We start from the raw sequence: 16,636 nt of genomic DNA on the forward strand, positions 1-16,636 counted from the left end.
GCCCTGTCATAGCTTGGCCATGAAACTTGCCATCAACGGATTCGGCCGTATCGGCCGCGCTATTCTGCGCCAGATCCTGACGACGCCGCGCGGTGCCGGGATTGAGCTGGTTTGCATCAACGATATCGCGCCCTTGGACATGTGCGCCTATCTGTTTCAATACGACAGCACCTTTGGCCCCTATCCTGACCCGGTGGAGATCGACGGCGACAGTCTGCGCATTGCCGACCGCGTGATCCGGTTCCACCAGAGCGCTGATCTCAGCAAACTGGACCTGTCGGGTGTTGATGTGGTGCTGGAATGCACCGGCATCGCGCGGACCTCGGATGTGGCTGGGCGCGGCCTGTCCGCCGGGGCGCGCAAGGTGCTGATCTCAGGCCCCTCCCCCGCGGCTGAACGTACGGTTGTTCTGGGCGCAAACGAGGCGGATCTGGGGGATGGCAGGATCATCTCCAACGCCTCTTGCACCACCAATGGGCTGGCGCCGCTGGTCAAACTGCTGGACTCAGAGCTCGGCATCACCAGCGCCCATATGACCACGATCCATTGCTATACGAATTCACAACCGATGGTCGATGCACCGCGGGGAGATTTTGCCCGCTCGCGAGGTGGCGCGCTGTCGATGGTCCCGACCACGACCTCCGCGACCCATCTGATCGACGAGGTGCTGCCGCATCTGGCGGGCCGGATCAGCGGCGCTGCTGTACGGGTCCCCACTGCCAGCGTATCCGCCGTGGATCTGGTGGTACAGACAGAGCGCCCGATGCAGGGCGATCAGGTTCAGAAGGCCCTGCGCGCCGCCGTTGAGGCCGCGCCAGTGCTGGGCTGGACCGATCAACCGCTGGTCTCGTCTGATCTGCGGGCGCGCCCGGAATCGCTGGTTATTGCCGGACCGGAAACCCGGGTGACGGGCCCCCATCAGCTGCGGATGTTTGGCTGGTACGACAATGAATGGGGGTTCTCCGCGCGGATGCTGGATATGGCCCGGCTGATGGCTGGGGACGCATAACAAGCAAAGCCCTACCAGACCGGTTTGGTATCTTCTCCACAAAGAATGAGGGCCGCGCAAATCTGCTGCGGCCCCTTTTATTGTTCTGGCCTAGGCCAGCCAGCGCTATTCCCCCGGTAGGCTGCCCCGACCCTGTCCTGACAGACCTCCGGAAACCTCTTCCGTGGACTCGCTGGCAAGCTCCTGCGGCAGCACCAGGTTCAGGACAATGGCGATCAGCGCTGCCGGCAGCAGGCCCGAGGTCATCAGGATCCGTAACGTGTCCGGCAGATGCTGCACCGCGCCCGGCTCCAGCTGCAGCCCAAGCCCGATGGAGAGCGAGATCGCAAAGATCACCATATTGCGGCGGTTCCAGTCCACATCCGACAGCATCGAAATCCCGGCAGCCACAACCATGCCGAACATGACAATAACGCCGCCGCCCAGCACCTCAATCGGAATGGTGCGAATGATCGCGCCAACCTTGGGCACCAGCCCGCAGAGGATCAGGAACAGCGCGCCGATGGTGACCACATGGCGGCTCATGACGCCGGTCATGGCGATCAGACCAACGTTCTGACTGAAGGAGGTATTGGGCAAGCCGCCAAATACACCCGCCAGCGCCGATCCGAAACCATCAGCATAGGTCGCACCTGCGATCTCACGATCCGTGGCTTCGCGGCCTGCGCCCCCGCGAGCAATCCCGCTGACGTCGCCGACGGTTTCCACTGCGGACACCAGTCCCATCAGGCAAAAGCCGACAATCGCGGCAAAGGAAAACTCGATCCCGTATTTGAACGGCACAGGCAGCGCAAAGGCGCTGGCCCGCGACCAGCTGTTGCCGATCGCCTCAGCCGTGACCATACCCATCATCATCGCATAGAGATAGCCGACAATCAGCCCCAGCAGCACAGCCGAGATCGACAGCATCCCGCGAGCAAAGAACTTCAGCCCCAGTGTGACAATGACCACCACCAGCGCCGCTGACCAGTTGAGCAGCGAGCCATATTCGGGTGTGCCAATCGCAGGAACGCCACCGGCCGCGTATTGAATGCCGACCTTGACCAGTGCCAGACCGATCATGGTGACCACCAACCCGGTAACGAGCGGCGGCAGGGCAAAGCGGATGCGCCCGATCACCAGCCCCAATGCGGCATGAAACAAACCGCCGATCAGCACACCGCCGAACAGCGCCGCCAGCGCATCAACCCCCTTGCCCGCGACCAGAGGGATCATGATCGGCAAGAAGGCAAAGCTGGTGCCCTGTACAATCGGCAGCGCTGCGCCAACCGGCCCGATGGTCAGCGTCTGCAGCAGCGTTGCCGCGCCCGCAAACAGCATCGACATCTGGATCAGATAAAGCAATTCGGGAAAATCCGGGGAGTTGGAGCCAAAGCCAAATCCCGCCGCCCCGGCCACGATGATCGCCGGAGTGACATTTGAGACAAACATGGCCAGCACATGCTGGATGCCCAGTGGCACAGCCTTTGCCAGCGGTGGAGTGTAATTGGGATCGCGCAACTGCGCCGGCGTTCCGATTGAGCCATCGGCCATGGATCTGGTCCTCTCTGTTGTTGCTTATTCTGTTGGTCTTGGTCGGTGTTGTGATGACACTCTCATTTGGCGGAGTGCCTGTTGCTAAAGAAAAAGGCGAAGGCCCGGTGGGGCACTGCGCCTTTGTTTGTGAGGTTACGGTCGGATCACCTGATAGGGGGTGTCGAACCAGTGCTCTTCCAGATTGGCGCCCTCTCCGATCCGATCCACCACGGCAAACAGGCCCGGCGCCGTCAGGGGCGTCAGCACCCCGTGCCAGGTGCCCCGGTGGAAGTTGATCGCCTGTCCGGGTTGCGTTTCAAAGGCAAGCGGCTCCCCTGGTGCGCCGCCTGCATCCGGGGCGACGATCACCAGAAATCCAGTCTCGCTCATCGGGATGAAGGCCTGGCTGCCCTCCGGGTGACGTTCCACCATCGACAGAGGCATCGGCAGCGCCCGCGGTTCGGCGTTGAAGAGGCTAAGCCCCGCGCGACCAGTGGTGAACGCCAGCTGCGCGCGGTCATGGTACCGCCCACACAACCCCTGATTGATGATCTTGTCCGGTGCCCCGGTGCAGTCGATCAGATCGCCAAAGGGGGCAAAGCCCTCGGCGGTGATCGGCTGGATCTCAAGCATCTTCATCACGGTCTCCGGCATAGCTGGCAGTCCCTCACGGCAGCACATCCCGCAGGCGGAACTCGGCGATACGTTCGACCTGCCGACAGGCTTCGGCAAATTCGCTGTCGCGATCATTGGCGATACGCCGTTCAAATGCTGCAAGAATCGACGTCTTATCGTGGTCGCGCACCGCAATGATGAAGGGAAAGCCGTGTTTTTCCACATAGGCGCTGTTCAATTGCGTAAATCGTGTGCGTTCCGCGTCAGTTAGCGCATCCAGTCCGGCGGAGGCCTGCTCGGTAGTGCTCTCTGCCGTGAGACGTTTGGCGGCGGCCAGTTTGCCCGCCAGATCAGGGTGCGCGGTCAGCACACCCAACCGCTCCTCCTCGCTGGCGGAGCGGAACATCCGACACAGCGCATTATGCAGCCCCGCCGCGCGGTCATGGGCCGGTCCCAGTTCCAGATCATGCGCCCGTTCGGCAATCCAAGAGGAGTGTTCAAAGATCCCGCCATACGCCTCAACAAACCGTGCGCGGCTCATCTGACTGGGCAGCTCGCGGCGCTGATGCGGATGGGTTTTGGCCCAATGGTCAGCGATATCGATACGGCGCGGACACCACACGCCGTCAAAGCCCTGAATATAGTCGATAAACCGCTTCAACCCGGCCGCTTTGCCCGGGCGCCCGATCAGGCGACAATGCAGCCCGACCGACATCATCTTTGGCGCGCCCGCTTCGCCCTCGGCGTAGAGCAGGTCAAAGGCGTCCTTCAGATACTGATAGAACTGTTGGCCAGTGATGTAGCCGGGCGCGGTGGCAAAGCGCATGTCGTTGGCTTCCAGCGTATAGGGGATGATCAGCTGATCGCGTTCGCCAACCTCAAGCCAATAAGGCAGATCATCGTCGTAGGTGTCCGAGATATAGTCAAAGCCCCCCTCCTCAGCCACCAGACGGACGGTGTTTTCACTGCAGCGCCCCGTGTACCAGCCGCGCGGGCGCGTGCCGACAACCTCCGTATGCAGGCGGATCGCCTCGGCAATAGCGGCGCGCTCCTCCTCTTCGGGCATGTCCTTGTGTTCGACCCATTTCAGCCCGTGGGAAGCGATTTCCCAATCGGCAGCCTTCATCGCGGCGACCTGTTCGGGCGACCGCGCCAGCGCGCTGGCAACGCCGTAGATGGTAAGCGGGATATTGGCGGCGGTGAACATACGGTGCAGCCGCCAAAAGCCGGCCCGCGCGCCATAATCGTAGATCGACTCCATGTTCCAGTGTCGTTGTCCCGGCCAGGGTGCCGCGCCAGCGATATCGGACAGAAACGCCTCCGATCCTGCATCGCCGTGCAGAATATTGTTCTCGCCACCCTCTTCATAGTTCAACACGAACTGCACCGCGACCTTGGCCGCGCCCGGCCAGTCTGCATCGGGCGGCGTTGCGCCATATCCGATCATGTTGCGGGGATATCTGTTCATTGCCGGGGGCCTCTTTGCAAACGACTGTTAGTCATTAATATGGCAGAAGATCATCGCGATTTTTCAAATATTCCCGAATACACTATCTGATCTCACAGGTTTGCAGCCCCCGACCCCATCGGGCAGAGGTAGCGCGACAGCAGGAGGATACAGAATGACCACAAGGACTGAACCCGGTTATCTCACCACACATGTGCTGGACACCGCACGGGGCTGCCCGGCAGCGGGGCTGCCGATCCGGCTCTATCGGCTGGACGGGCGCGGACGGACGGAGCTTGCCAGCATGCTGACCAACGCTGACGGGCGCACCGACAGTCCGATCCTGCCAAAGAAGGACTTTGTGACCGGCAATTATGAGTTGGTGTTTGAGGCCGGCGAGTACCTGCGCGCCAGTGGGCAGGCCTCCGGTGAAGTGCTGTTTCTGGATGACGTTCCCATTCGATTTGGCATCACCGATGACAGCGCGCATTACCACGTGCCTCTGCTGCTGTCGCCCTTTGGCTATTCCACCTACCGCGGCAGCTAAACGCCGCCGCGCCCTGGCGCGGCCATGCCCAACGGCCGCGGCCCTCCGGCAGGAGGGCTGCGGCGGGCGGGAGTGGCTGTTGTCCTAAACGGTTGGCGTCTTAGTCTGATCAGTCCCGGAACCGTCGTCCATGTTGCGATCCGAGGGGGCCTCATCGGGTCGCAGGGCAGAGGCCAACCGGGCGGTCATATACTCCATGAACAAGCGCGTCTTTGGGTCCTGATGGCGGCGATGCGTATAAAGACAAGCCAGTTGCACCGGCACCGGCGGTGTCGCCTCCGCAACCGGAACCAATCGCCCGGCAGCCAGATGTTCGGCCACTTCAAACAGGGGTTTCAGCACCACGCCCTCCCCTGCCAGCGCCCAATCGGTCAGCACATCGCCATCATCGCATTCATAGCGACCGCTCACCGCAAAACGGCGCGGTCCTTCGCTGGTCTGCAGTAGCCACTGAAACTCGCTCGCACCGGGATAGCGCAGGTTCAGACAGTCGTGATCCTCCCGCAACAATGCGGTGCCGTCCTCTGGCATCCCCCGTCTGGCCACATAATCGGGTGCTGCACACAGCACGCGCTGGCAATCGGCAATTTTGCGGATCCGCAGGTTGCTGTCCTCGGGCTGGCCAAGGAAAAACGCCAGATCCAGTCCCTCGCTGGTCAGATCCACGGCCCGATCAGACAGGCGCAGGCGCAGGTTGATTTCGGGATAGGTCGCCAGGAACTCCGGCGTCTGGGGCGCCAGCAACCGCCGCCCAAGCCCCAGAGGCGCCGCCACAAACAGGGTGCCACGTGGCGTATCGGTCAGATGCATCACCTTGGCCTCGGCCACATCGACCGCGTCCAGCACCGCAACAGCCCCGTCATAGAAGGCGCGTCCCTGCTCGGTTGCGGTCAGATTGCGGGTGGTGCGCTGAAACAGACGCACGCCGAGGTATTCCTCCAGCTGCGATATCCGCGCTGAGGTCACAGCAGGCGACACCCTGAGGTCACGGCCAGCCGCCGACATCGACCCCAGTTCATAGACCCGGACAAAGGTGCGGATGTTGTCGAGATAAGACATGACAGAGGCCTGCGATTGTTCCAGAATTTTTGATACAGTTTGGCAGTATATGGGAATACCGAAGAAACCCCGGTTTGCCTAGTGTGGCTGGGCCGCATTGTCCCTGGTGTCTTTGGCATTCTTCCAATCGTCGGCGATGATTTTTACCATGCCCAGGCTGATATTGGCCATGAGAGGCGACAAAGGACCGGATTTGAATGTTTGAGCTGTTGATGATGTGGGATTGGCTGGGCTTTGCCATCCGTTGGCTGCATGTGATCACCGCCATCGCCTGGATCGGCTCCTCGTTTTATTTCATCGCGCTGGATCTGGGGCTGCGCAAGGCACCGGATCTGCCGGTGGGCGCCCATGGCGAGGAATGGCAGGTCCATGGCGGCGGCTTCTATCATATACGCAAGTATCTGGTGGCCCCGGCCGAGATGCCCGATCACCTGACCTGGTTCAAATGGGAGAGCTATATGACATGGCTCTCGGGGTTTGCCCTGTTGATGGTGGTCTATTGGGTCGGGGGAGAGCTGTATCTGATTGATCAGTCCAAAGCAGATCTGGCGCTGTGGCAGGGGATCCTGATTTCAGCCGCGACGCTATCAGTTGGCTGGCTGGTCTATGACCGGCTGTGCAAATCAGGCCTTGCCGAGCGTCCGACCCTGCTGATGGTGCTGTTGTTCGTGATGCTGGTGGCGATGGGCTGGGGTCTCAATCAGGTGTTTACAGGTCGCGCCATGATGCTGCATCTGGGTGCCTTCACCGCGACCATCATGACAGCCAATGTGTTTTTCATCATCATGCCAAACCAACGCATCGTGGTGAAGGATCTGCAGGAAGGCCGCGCGCCAGACGCCAAATATGGCAAGATCGCCAAACTGCGCTCGACCCACAACAACTATCTGACGCTGCCGGTGGTGTTTCTGATGCTGTCGAACCACTACCCGCTGGCCTTTGCCAGTGAATACAACTGGCTGATCGCCGCGTTGGTGTTCTTGATGGGGGTCACCATCCGGCATTACTTCAACACGCGCCATGCCCGCGCCGGGAATCCCACCTGGACCTGGCTGGCCACGGCGCTGCTGTTTCTGGGTGTGATCATCCTCTCCTCGCTGGGGCTTAAGCATGAGGGCGACGATGCGCGGGAAGAAGCGGCGCTGAGCGGTACCGCGCTAGCGATGGCCAACACCGAAGGCTTTGAGCAGGTCCATGAGATCGTTATGGGGCGGTGCAGCATGTGCCACGCGCGCGAGCCGTTCTGGGACGGCATCCGCACCGCACCCAAGGGTGTGCTGCTGGAAACCGAAGCAGATGTGGCCCGTCGTGCGGGTGAGATCTACCTGCAGGCCGGTGTGACCCATGCGATGCCACCGGCGAATATCACCTATATGGAACCAGAGGATCGCGCTGCGATCCGGGCCTGGTTCCGCGCTGCGCAGATGTAAACCGCCCCCTGCGACGCCTGACATCCGGGCCATTGGTTCTGCGTCCAGAGCCACAGGCCGGAACGCACCGCCCACTTTCGGAGAGTTGAACGGAAAATACCCGGGAACTCTTCATGCTCCATTGACGTTACACTTCGGGTTTGCCCTATGCTAGGTGTGATCCCGGTCCCCATGTTTGCCAGCGGCACCAGATATCCGCCGGAGGCTCAGGGCCGATTTTGTCTGTTCGGAGCCTTTATGTTCTACTGCCGCGCCCTCCTCCGCTCCGTTTTCGATATGCCCCGCCGCAGCCGTTTGGGCCAGTTTGGTCGCTGCATCATTTGTGCTGCGAGCCTGAGCTTCGGCAGCGCTGCGGCGCTGTCGGCGGCAGAAGCCCGGCTGGTTGCGCCCGGATCGGACGGTGATCTGCGTGACCTGTTGCAGGATGCCTCTGCCACGCTGGCCACCAGTGCCCGGGGGGAGACCGGTGTCCAGCCCTTGATGGCGGCAGCGTTGTCGGATTACCGGACGCTGGTTCAGGTGCTCTATGATCAGGGGTATTTCTCGCCTGTGGTGCAGATCCGCGTGGATGGGCGCGAGGCGGCACGGATCCAGCCACTGAATCTGCCGCGCGAAATCAAATCCATTGAGATAACAGTGAAAGCAGGGCCGAAATTTACCTTCGGCACCGCCGAGATCACCCCCCTGCCGCAGAAACGCACTGTCGATATTCCCGAAGATTTTGCCACCGGGCGCACCGCAACCACCGCGGTGCTGCGCGACGCGGCGAATGCAGGGGTCGAGAACTGGCGCTATGCCGGCCACCCGCAGGCCGAGGTCGGCGGCCAGTCGATCACCGCCAACCACGTTGCCGCACGGCTTGACGCCCGCCTGCGTCTGGCGCCGGGACCGCAGCTGCGCTTTGGCCGGTTGCAACTGGCCAACCCCTCCGCCGTGCGGGCGGAGGCGATCCAGCGGATCGCCGGCTTCCCGACCGGTGAGGTGTTTCACCCCGATCTTCTGTCCAGATCCGCCACCCGGCTGCGCCGCACGGGCGCGTTTTCCGCTGTCACCATTCGCCCCGCCGAACGCGCCAATCCTAACGGCACTCTGGACTATGTTGCACGGATCGAAGATCAACCGCCCCGGCGCTTCACCTTCGGGGCTGAGCTGAGTTCCTCCGACGGCCTGGAGGTGAGCGGCTCCTGGATGCACCGCAACCTCTTTGGCGGGGCGGAGCGGCTCAGGTTTGAGGCCCGGCTTTCAGGGATTGGCAGCGCCAATGACCTCGACGGGCGTGTCGCTGTGCGTCTGGATCGGCCTGCGGCCTTTGGCCCTGATGACAGCCAGTTCTACCTGCTTGAGGCAGAGAAGCTGGATGAGGAGCATTACTCTGCCACCCGTGGATTGGGTGCCGTGGGTGTCCGCCGGGTCTACTCGGATAAACTCTTCGCCGAGGCCGCCCTGGGGTTCGAAAGCGTCCTGGCTGAAGATGTCTTTGGCAAGCGGCGGTTCAAGTATCTGGTCGGGCAGCTGCGGGCGGAATATGACGGACGGGACAGCAGTCTGAGCGCCACCAGCGGCTATTACCTTGATGCCCGCGCTGTCCCTTTCATCGGGATTGACGGCAGCAAGTCCGGGGTGCAGCTGAAATTTGACGGCCGCGCCTACAAAGGTTTTGGCAGTGACGACCGTATCGTGCTGGCGGGACGGCTGCAGATGGGATCGGTGATCGGCCCGTCGCTGTCCGAAGTATCCCCCACCCTGCTGTTCTACTCCGGTGGTGCGGGCTCTGTGCGTGGTCACGAGTTCCAGTCACTGGGCGTGCCTGCGGGTGGCGGCACCTCAGGCGGGCGCGGATATCTGGCGCTGTCGGGCGAAGTGCGAGGCCGTATCGGTGAGAAGTTCACCCTTGTCGGGTTCTATGACGTCGGACTGGTGGACGCGGATAGTTTTGTCTCCTCGGACTCGGCCCGACATGCCGGGGCCGGCGTTGGTCTGCGTTATGACGTGGCCGGTATCGGTGCCATTCGTCTGGACCTTGCCTATCCGGTGGACGGTGGCAGCGACGATGGTTTGCAATTCTATATCGGCATAGGACAGGCATTTTGAAACATCTCCTCGCAGCCCTTCGCCCTGCCGCCCTGCTGTCGCCACTGCTGATCGCAACCACGCTGACCCTCGCCCCGACGCAAACCTTGGCGCAGGAGCGCGAAGAGTCCGGCGGCCTTTTGGTCGATTTTCTGGAAGACACACTCTCCGGTGAAAGCCGCGCCATCCGCGTCACAGGGCTGGAGGGGGCGCTGTCCTCGCAGGCCACGCTCGAAAAGCTGACGGTGGCTGATAGCGAAGGCATCTGGCTGACCATCGAAGGGGCAGAGCTGGATTGGAACCGGCTGGGGCTGCTGCGCGGCGATTTCTCCGTCAATACGCTGAAGGCGGATCGCATCCACGTTGCGCGCGCCCCGGCGGCACCGCTGGAAGACTCCGATCTGCCGCCCCCCGAAGCAGCGCCGTTCCAGTTGCCTGAGCTGCCAGTGTCGATCAATATCGGCGAAATCAAGGTGGGGCGCCTCACTCTTGGGCAGGATCTGATCGGGGTGGCGGCTGTGCTGAGCCTCGATGGATCCTTGAGCCTGGCTGAAGGCACGCTCGACAGCGCCTTGCAGATCGCCCGCCTTGACCGTGACAGCGACCGGCTCGATCTCAAGGCCGGGTTTGCCAATGATACCGGCAATATCACCATTGATATGGTCCTGGAGGAGGACGATGGCGGGTTGGTCTCCACCGCATTGGCCCTGCCCGGTGGCCCCGACATCCGTCTTGCCCTGCAAGGCAGCGGCCCGGTTGAGGATTTCAGCGCCGATTTGACGCTGGACACGGATGGGGCACGCCGCATCGGCGGCACTGTGGTGCTTGCCGCAGCAGGCGATGCCCCTGCGGACCCGGCCCTAGGCCGCCGCCCGATCGGATTTCGTGCCGATCTGACTGGCGATATCACGGCACTGGTTGATCCGGTCTATCAACCCTTTTTCGGTCCAGATATGCGCGCCCGGCTGCGCGGCCAGACCCGCGCCATGGGCGGCGTCATGATCGACGATCTGGCCCTCACCACGCAGGCGCTGGACATCTCAGGCTTTGTAGAGGTTGCTGCCGGTGGGGCGTTGGAAAGTGCCGATTTGCGCGCCGATGTGACCCCACCGCCCGGGCAAGAGGCCGTCGTGCTGCCGGTGGCTGGCGGCTCCACAACCGTCACCGACCTGTCCCTGCGCGCGGAAAAACCGGCGGGGCGCGATTGGACCATGGCCGCACAAATGGAACGGCTCAACAATCCGGACCTGCGTATTGCCCGCGCTGAACTGGAGATGACCGGCACCCTTGATCAAAGTCAGGGCCTGTCGCTGGACGGGCAGATCGCGGCCGCATTGACCGGACTGGTGCCAACAGATCCCGCGCTCGCAGAGGCTCTTGGTGCAGCGCTTACCTTTGACGGGCGGGTGACCACGGATGGCCCGGGTGCGCTGCGGATCACAGATATGCTGCTCTTGGGCACAGACTATGGCGCCACCGGTGCGGTGACCATCGACGGGCTGGAAAGCGGGTTGCGCATTGCGGCCGATATCGAAGCAAACGCCCAGAACCTCGCGCGGTTCTCAGGTCTTGCCGGGCAATCGCTGGACGGACGGATGACTGCCACCGCTGTTGGCTCTGCGACCCCGCTGTCAGGGGCGTTTGACATTGATCTGTCGGTGCTGGGTCAGGATCTCTCTGCCGGGCTGAAGCCAGTTGACGATCTGATTGGCGACACCACCACCATCGCGTTGAAAGCCGCGCGCGATGAGGCCGGGCTGCGCATTGATCGGTTCGAGCTGGACGCAAAGGCGCTGACCGCCCAGGCAAATGGGCAATTGGGCAGTACCTCTGGCCAGCTTTCCCTGAGCGCAACGCTGAAACAGCTGGAAAAAATCCTGCCACAAGCGCCCGGCCCCTTGGAGTTCAGCGCCGATATTACCCGTGAAAACCAAATTTTCTCCGGCAGTGCAGAGCTGCGAGGGCCCAAATCCTCCCGTGCGGAGCTGACCGGTCAGATGACCACCAATGGCGACGGCGATCTCCAGTTCGATGCGGCAATCAATGCGCTGGAACGCTTTGTGCCCACCCTTGCAGGCTCCCTGAGCGCCAAGGGTACCGCCAGCCGCCGCGCCGGGGTCTGGACCTTTGATGGCGCAGCTGAAGGGCCGACGGGATTGTCTGCGGATCTTGATGGCACGGTCTCAGAGAACAAGGGCGACGCCGATATCACCTTTGACGCGCTGGTGGCCGAAGTGCAGCGGTTTGTGCCCGGATTGCCGGGACGGTTGACCGCCGAGGGCACCGCACGTCGCCGCGACGGTATCTGGCAGATCAATAGCCGCGCCATTGGCCCGGCAGGTGTCACCAGCACCGTTGCAGGCAGCTGGGATGAGGTGCAAGGCCGCGCTGATATCGATGCCAAAGGGCAGTTACGGCTGGAGGGTCTGAACCCGTTCATCTCACCCAATCTGATCCGTGGCCCGGCGCAATTCGATCTGTCGCTGAAGGGAGAGCCATCGCTGGCAAATCTGAGCGGTCAGATCCGCACCAGCGGTACCTCGCTGGCCATTCCAGCAGCGGCGCAGCGGATCGATGCCATCAACGCAACAGTCTCTATTGCGCGGTCCAGAGCCAATATTCAGCTGACAGCTGCGCCCCGCGATGGTGGCCAGCTGCGCGTCACCGGACCAGTCGGATTGACCGCGCCCTTTGATGCGCAGTTGCAGATCGCCCTCGCCAATATCGGGCTGAGCGACCAACTTTCCTATGAAACTGAGCTGTCCGGTGCGCTGACGCTCTCTGGTGGCCTGATCGGCACCAACCGCCTGTCCGGGCGGATCGATGTGGGTGAGACCAATATCAACCTGGCCACAGCTGGTGGTTCCGTGACCGCAGCGCCGATCCCCGATATTCGACATCAGGGCGAACCTGCCGAGGTGCGCCGCACCCGTGCCCGGGCTGGGCTGATCGACAGTGGCAATGGCGGCGGCGACGGATCCGGTCGGACCTTGCTGGATGTACTGATCAGCGCCCCCAATCGCATCAATGCCCGCGGGCGCGGTGTCCGCGCCGAGCTGGGTGGCCAGATCCAGCTGCGCGGCAGCACCGCCAATCTGGCCCCCGCTGGCCAGATCAGCCTGATCCGGGGCACCTTCGATATTCTGGGACGGCGATTGGCGCTTGATGAAGGGCGGATCACCCTTCAGGGCGACTTGAGGCCTTATCTGCTGCTGCGCTCCTCGGCTGCGACTTCTGAAGGCACTGCAACGCTGGAACTCTCAGGCCTGATCGACAGCCCTTCCATCAAAGTGACCTCCGACCCCGAACGGCCCAGTGAAGAGGCATTGGCGCTGTTGCTGTTCGGGGATAATATTCAGGATCTGTCACCCTTGGCCCTGGCCCGGCTGGCCGGATCCGTCGCCAGCCTCAGCGGGCGCGGTGGCAGCAACCGCGCTGAGGGCAAGCTGCGGGACGAAACCGGGGCCAGCAATGTGGAACTCGGGCTCGACAATCTTGGCGCAGGGCTTCTGGATATCGGCGGCTATGTCTCGGAGAACGTCTATACCGATTTCAATGTTAACACCCGCGGCGACAGCGAGCTGAGCATCAATCTGGATGTCAGCAAAAGCCTGACCGTCACAGGCAAGGTCGATGGCGAGGGCGAAACCGGCGTTGGTCTCTTCTTCAAGCGCGATTACTGACGCGCGCCCTCGTCCACCCTCCTGGATCAGCTCTTGCGACCAGCTCTTTCAAGCGCGAAACGCGCCGCACCGCTGACACCGGCTGCATCATCGGTGATCAGCCAGAGCGGCGTGGTTTCACAGCGGCTCTGTACCCCGGTGGCGGGTTGCAGGAAACTGTTGAGGAACACCTCACAGGCGGCGGTGCCAAGAATGCCACGTGCCACGCTGCCAGCAAAGAAAATCCCCTGCCCCGGCATATAGGTCGGCACCAGCTCGCGGGCAAAATCGCCCAGGAGCCGCGCCCAGCTGGTTACGGTTTTGGCCGCAGGGCTGTCGCCATCGGCGAGATAATCCGCCACGATCTGCGCGCCACCTTCGGCCGCGATACCGTGCAGCGCCTGATGATACCGCACCAGCCCCCGCCCCGAAAACAGGTCTTCATTGGTGGCGAACTCACCTGCCCGGTCGCCGAGTAGTTCCGTCAGACCACATGCAACAGGGGCCGAAAGGCTGGTGTGGCCCATCTCCGCCTCTGCGGTGTGACCATCCACTGACAGCGACACATTAAAACCGGTCCCAATGCCCGCCACCAGCGCCTGCGTTCCCCGCTGATGCCCTGCACGCAGCGACGACAGCTGGCCCGGGATCAGCGCGGGCAGCGAATGTCCAAGCGCGGCCAGATCGTTGATCACATCAACCCGCGCGCCCGCACCAAGCTGCAACTGCTGCGCGAGATCCGCAGCACTGCCCTGCCAGTTGCGATTGGTCAGCTGATACTCATTGCCATAAACAGGCCCCGCAACGGCGATGCAGGCACCAGCCAGCGGCGGCAGGTCAGGCTGCGCACAATAGGCAGCCAAGACGTCATCCAGACTAGAAAAGCTATCGTTGGCAAAGCTTTGCAGGGCAGTGACCCCGATTTCAGGCCCGGCGAGGGCCAGCCGGGTATTGCTACCGCCCACGTCGCCAACCAGCACTGTCATATCCGAGCCCATGTGCTCTGCCTTTCTGAATGTTCGATTTTCGCGAGACACTGCCGTATTCAGAGCCGAAATGCAATTCTGTGACCGCCTTAATTTTAGCGCTAACATTACCAGCGACGCCACGCAATATGCTTGCCACAGATGGTTGTTTTGAACAGTTTGGGTCTGTCAGACAGGAGTTCCGATGACCGGCACAACAGATACCCTCCGCACCGCAGCCCTGGTCCGGACCAGCGGCATGCCTGGCCGGGTGCTGTCGCGTCTCTCGGGGTGGCTCGACAGCAAGATCGGCCTGCCGTTTGACCGGTTGCGATTTCGCGTTTCGCTCCGGCATCTGTCGGGACCTCGGAAAATTGACCTGCCGCGCGAGGCTGTTACCGTGGTCGCGCTGGTCCGTGATGGCGCGTATTACCTTGATGTGTTCCTGGCCCACTACCGCGCGCTTGGGGTGTCGCATTTCGTCTTCTGCGACACCGGATCAACCGACGGCACGCTGGCACAGCTGGCACAGGAACCGGATGTTACGGTGCTGCAATCCCGCCTGCCCTGGGGGCGGTTCGAGAATATCTTTCGCGGATATGCGGCGCGGACATTCTCTGCGGATCGCTGGTGTCTTTTTGCCGATATGGACGAAATTCTTGAATTCGAGGGGCAAGCACAGCTGGGCCTGAACGGGCTGGTACGCTACCTCAACCGGCATGGCTATAGCGCGATGATGGCCCAGATGCTGGAGATGTTCCCGCAGGCCCCGCTGCGGTCGGTGGCGCAGCAATCCTACCCTGAAGTGCAGCAAAGTTTTTGCCATTATGATATCAGCGCCGTCCGGGCCCTGCCCTATCATGATCCGGCAACCGGGCTGGGTTTTTTCCTATCCCGAAACCAGATCCCCGATGCGCCGCCGCCCAAGATGCAGTTTGGCGGCATTCGTGGTGCTGTCTTCGGGGAGCGCTGCTGCCTGAGCAAACACCCGCTGGTTTTTGTTGATGCGGACACCGATCCGGCGGTGCATCCGCATGTGTCGACCGGCGTCCGGGTTGCGGACACGATGGCGGTACTAAAACACTATAAATTTGCCAATGATCCGATGGCGCGGGATCAGGCCTCACTGGAGGCGGCTTCCATCCCCCATGGTGAGGATGCACTGCGGGTTGCAGGCTTTGCCGAGAGGCCCGATCTGACGTTGTGGTCGCAAACCGCGCAGAAATACGATGACCCCGAAACCGGGCCTACAGCGCTGCGCGAGGCCGGGTTTCTGCAGGTCTCAGCGCGCTATCTGACGGAGATTTTAGACTAGTGCCTGATCTATCCTCTCCTCCCCCCCCGGTTCCCACACCCCCAATCGTCGACGCGGTGGTGATTGGCCGCAACGAGGGCGCCCGGCTGGTCGCGTGCCTGCAGAGCCTGCAAGGTCAGGTCCGCCGGGTGATCTATGTCGACAGCGGATCAACTGACGGATCGGTTGCCGCCGCCGAGACGATGGGGATCAAGGTCATTAGCCTCGACATGAGCCAGCGGTTTACAGCGGCCCGTGCCCGAAACGCAGGTCTGGCCCATCTTGATGGCGACTGTGACTACGTGCAGCTGGTTGACGGCGACTGCGAAGTGGTGCCCGGTTGGATCGCCACCGCAACCGCACGGCTGGAGGCTGACCCGCAACTGGCAGTCGTATGCGGACGGCGGCGGGAACGCGCCCCTGACGCCTCGATCTACAATCAACTTTGCGACGACGAATGGAACACGCCCATCGGCCCGGCCAAAGCCTGCGGAGGCGATGCACTGATGCGGCTGCGCGCCCTGCAGGAGGTGGGCGGCTATCGCAACGATCTGATTGCTGGTGAAGAGCCTGAGCTGTGCCTGCGGCTGGCACGGGTCGGTTGGGGTATCTGGCGGCTGGATGCGGAGATGACGCTGCACGACGCGCAGATGCACCGATTTTCGCAATGGTGGCAACGCAGTCGCCGTGCCGGTTTTGCCTTCGCCGAAGGCGCAGCGCTGCATGGCGCAGGTCCCGAACATCATTGGGTTGCGGAAACCCGGCGCGCATTGCTTTGGGGGGCCGGTATCCCGTTACTGACTCTGATACTCCTGCCATTTTCAGGCTGGGCGCTGGTCCTGCTGCTGATGTATCCCGCGCAGGTTCTGCGGCTATCGCACCGGATGGGCCGCACCCGCGCGCTCTATTCCGTGCTGGGCAAATTTGCCGAGGCGCAGGGTGCGTTGGAATATCATTGGCTGCGGCTGCGCGGACGCAATCGAGGGCTACTGGAATACAAGTAGCGGCTGAGCGCCCACCCGA

12 protein-coding genes are annotated in these 16,636 nt (G+C 62.3%); 7 read left to right on the top strand and 5 right to left on the bottom strand.

The features are described 5' to 3' along the window. The first annotated feature begins 19 nt into the window (after positions 1 to 19). Positions 20 to 1,009 (top strand): type I glyceraldehyde-3-phosphate dehydrogenase, encoded by a 990-nt coding sequence (locus J4721_RS12690; RefSeq protein WP_211002903.1) that lies wholly within the window; start codon positions 20 to 22, stop codon positions 1,007 to 1,009. Between the two features lie 105 nt (positions 1,010 to 1,114). Here the strand turns inward: J4721_RS12690 and J4721_RS12695 are convergent, their stop codons facing one another. From J4721_RS12695 to puuE, 3 genes are all read right to left on the bottom strand, one after another. Next, a complete protein-coding gene (locus J4721_RS12695; protein WP_211002902.1) occupies positions 1,115 to 2,542 on the bottom strand; it encodes a uracil-xanthine permease family protein in 1,428 nt (475 codons plus the stop codon). A 135-nt stretch (positions 2,543 to 2,677) separates the two neighbouring features. Continuing rightward, entirely contained in the window at positions 2,678 to 3,163 is a 486-nt protein-coding gene (locus J4721_RS12700; protein ID WP_102870792.1) for an ureidoglycolate lyase, read from the bottom strand. 28 nt (positions 3,164 to 3,191) lie between these two features. Next, positions 3,192 to 4,607, bottom strand: a complete 1,416-nt coding sequence (gene puuE / locus J4721_RS12705) for an allantoinase PuuE (RefSeq protein WP_211002901.1) — start codon at positions 4,605 to 4,607, stop codon at positions 3,192 to 3,194. Between the two features lie 154 nt (positions 4,608 to 4,761). Between puuE and uraH the strand changes: the two genes are divergently transcribed. Further along, entirely contained in the window at positions 4,762 to 5,133 is a 372-nt protein-coding gene (gene uraH / locus J4721_RS12710) for a hydroxyisourate hydrolase (RefSeq protein WP_014879198.1), read from the top strand. 84 nt (positions 5,134 to 5,217) lie between these two features. Here uraH and J4721_RS12715 read toward each other — a convergent pair whose 3' ends face one another. Further along, positions 5,218 to 6,192: a LysR family transcriptional regulator gene (locus J4721_RS12715; RefSeq protein WP_102874777.1), complete on the bottom strand. Its 975-nt coding sequence runs from the start codon at positions 6,190 to 6,192 to the stop codon at positions 5,218 to 5,220. A gap of 197 nt (positions 6,193 to 6,389) precedes the next feature. Here J4721_RS12715 and J4721_RS12720 point away from each other — a divergent pair, with 197 nt between their 5' ends. The 3 genes from J4721_RS12720 to J4721_RS12730 all read left to right on the top strand — a co-directional run bounded on the left by J4721_RS12720 (position 6,390) and on the right by J4721_RS12730 (position 13,375). Next, positions 6,390 to 7,622, top strand: a complete 1,233-nt coding sequence (locus J4721_RS12720; protein ID WP_211002900.1) for a urate hydroxylase PuuD — start codon at positions 6,390 to 6,392, stop codon at positions 7,620 to 7,622. Between the two features lie 147 nt (positions 7,623 to 7,769). After that, positions 7,770 to 9,713 carry an autotransporter assembly complex family protein gene (locus J4721_RS12725; protein ID WP_211002899.1) on the top strand — a complete coding sequence of 648 codons (1,944 nt, stop codon included), beginning with the start codon at positions 7,770 to 7,772 and terminating at the stop codon, positions 9,711 to 9,713. After that, on the top strand, positions 9,710 to 13,375 hold the full coding sequence (locus J4721_RS12730) for a translocation/assembly module TamB domain-containing protein (protein WP_211002898.1): 3,666 nt from the start codon (positions 9,710 to 9,712) through the stop codon (positions 13,373 to 13,375). The genes J4721_RS12725 and J4721_RS12730 overlap by 4 nt, the downstream gene beginning before the upstream one ends. A 26-nt stretch (positions 13,376 to 13,401) precedes the next feature. Here the strand turns inward: J4721_RS12730 and J4721_RS12735 are convergent, their stop codons facing one another. Beyond that, complete coding sequence (locus J4721_RS12735; protein ID WP_102874780.1) at positions 13,402 to 14,352, bottom strand: ROK family protein; 951 nt, start codon at positions 14,350 to 14,352, stop codon at positions 13,402 to 13,404. A gap of 172 nt (positions 14,353 to 14,524) precedes the next feature. Here J4721_RS12735 and J4721_RS12740 point away from each other — a divergent pair, with 172 nt between their 5' ends. Then, entirely contained in the window at positions 14,525 to 15,634 is a 1,110-nt protein-coding gene (locus tag J4721_RS12740; RefSeq protein WP_211002897.1) for a glycosyltransferase family 2 protein, read from the top strand. Then, positions 15,634 to 16,617: a glycosyltransferase gene (locus tag J4721_RS12745; protein WP_211002896.1), complete on the top strand. Its 984-nt coding sequence runs from the start codon at positions 15,634 to 15,636 to the stop codon at positions 16,615 to 16,617. The genes J4721_RS12740 and J4721_RS12745 overlap by 1 nt, the downstream gene beginning before the upstream one ends. Positions 16,618 to 16,636: the final 19 nt, after the last annotated feature.

Origin of the sequence: Phaeobacter sp. HS011 (assembly GCF_018101215.1) — a bacterium.
In the GTDB taxonomy this organism is placed as follows: domain Bacteria; phylum Pseudomonadota; class Alphaproteobacteria; order Rhodobacterales; family Rhodobacteraceae; genus Phaeobacter; species Phaeobacter inhibens.

Excerpts from the sequence above, each read along its gene's own strand:
- J4721_RS12690 (WP_211002903.1), top strand. The coding sequence starts at position 20 with ATGAAACTTGCCATCAACGGATTCGGCCGTATCGGCCGCGCTATTCTG.
- J4721_RS12695 (WP_211002902.1), bottom strand. The coding sequence starts at position 2,542 with ATGGCCGATGGCTCAATCGGAACGCCGGCGCAGTTGCGCGATCCCAAT.
- J4721_RS12700 (WP_102870792.1), bottom strand. The coding sequence starts at position 3,163 with ATGAAGATGCTTGAGATCCAGCCGATCACCGCCGAGGGCTTTGCCCCC.
- puuE (WP_211002901.1), bottom strand. The coding sequence starts at position 4,607 with ATGAACAGATATCCCCGCAACATGATCGGATATGGCGCAACGCCGCCC.
- uraH (WP_014879198.1), top strand. The coding sequence starts at position 4,762 with ATGACCACAAGGACTGAACCCGGTTATCTCACCACACATGTGCTGGAC.
- J4721_RS12715 (WP_102874777.1), bottom strand. The coding sequence starts at position 6,192 with ATGTCTTATCTCGACAACATCCGCACCTTTGTCCGGGTCTATGAACTG.
- J4721_RS12720 (WP_211002900.1), top strand. The coding sequence starts at position 6,390 with ATGTTTGAGCTGTTGATGATGTGGGATTGGCTGGGCTTTGCCATCCGT.
- J4721_RS12725 (WP_211002899.1), top strand. The coding sequence starts at position 7,770 with ATGCTAGGTGTGATCCCGGTCCCCATGTTTGCCAGCGGCACCAGATAT.
- J4721_RS12735 (WP_102874780.1), bottom strand. The coding sequence starts at position 14,352 with ATGGGCTCGGATATGACAGTGCTGGTTGGCGACGTGGGCGGTAGCAAT.
- J4721_RS12740 (WP_211002897.1), top strand. The coding sequence starts at position 14,525 with ATGACCGGCACAACAGATACCCTCCGCACCGCAGCCCTGGTCCGGACC.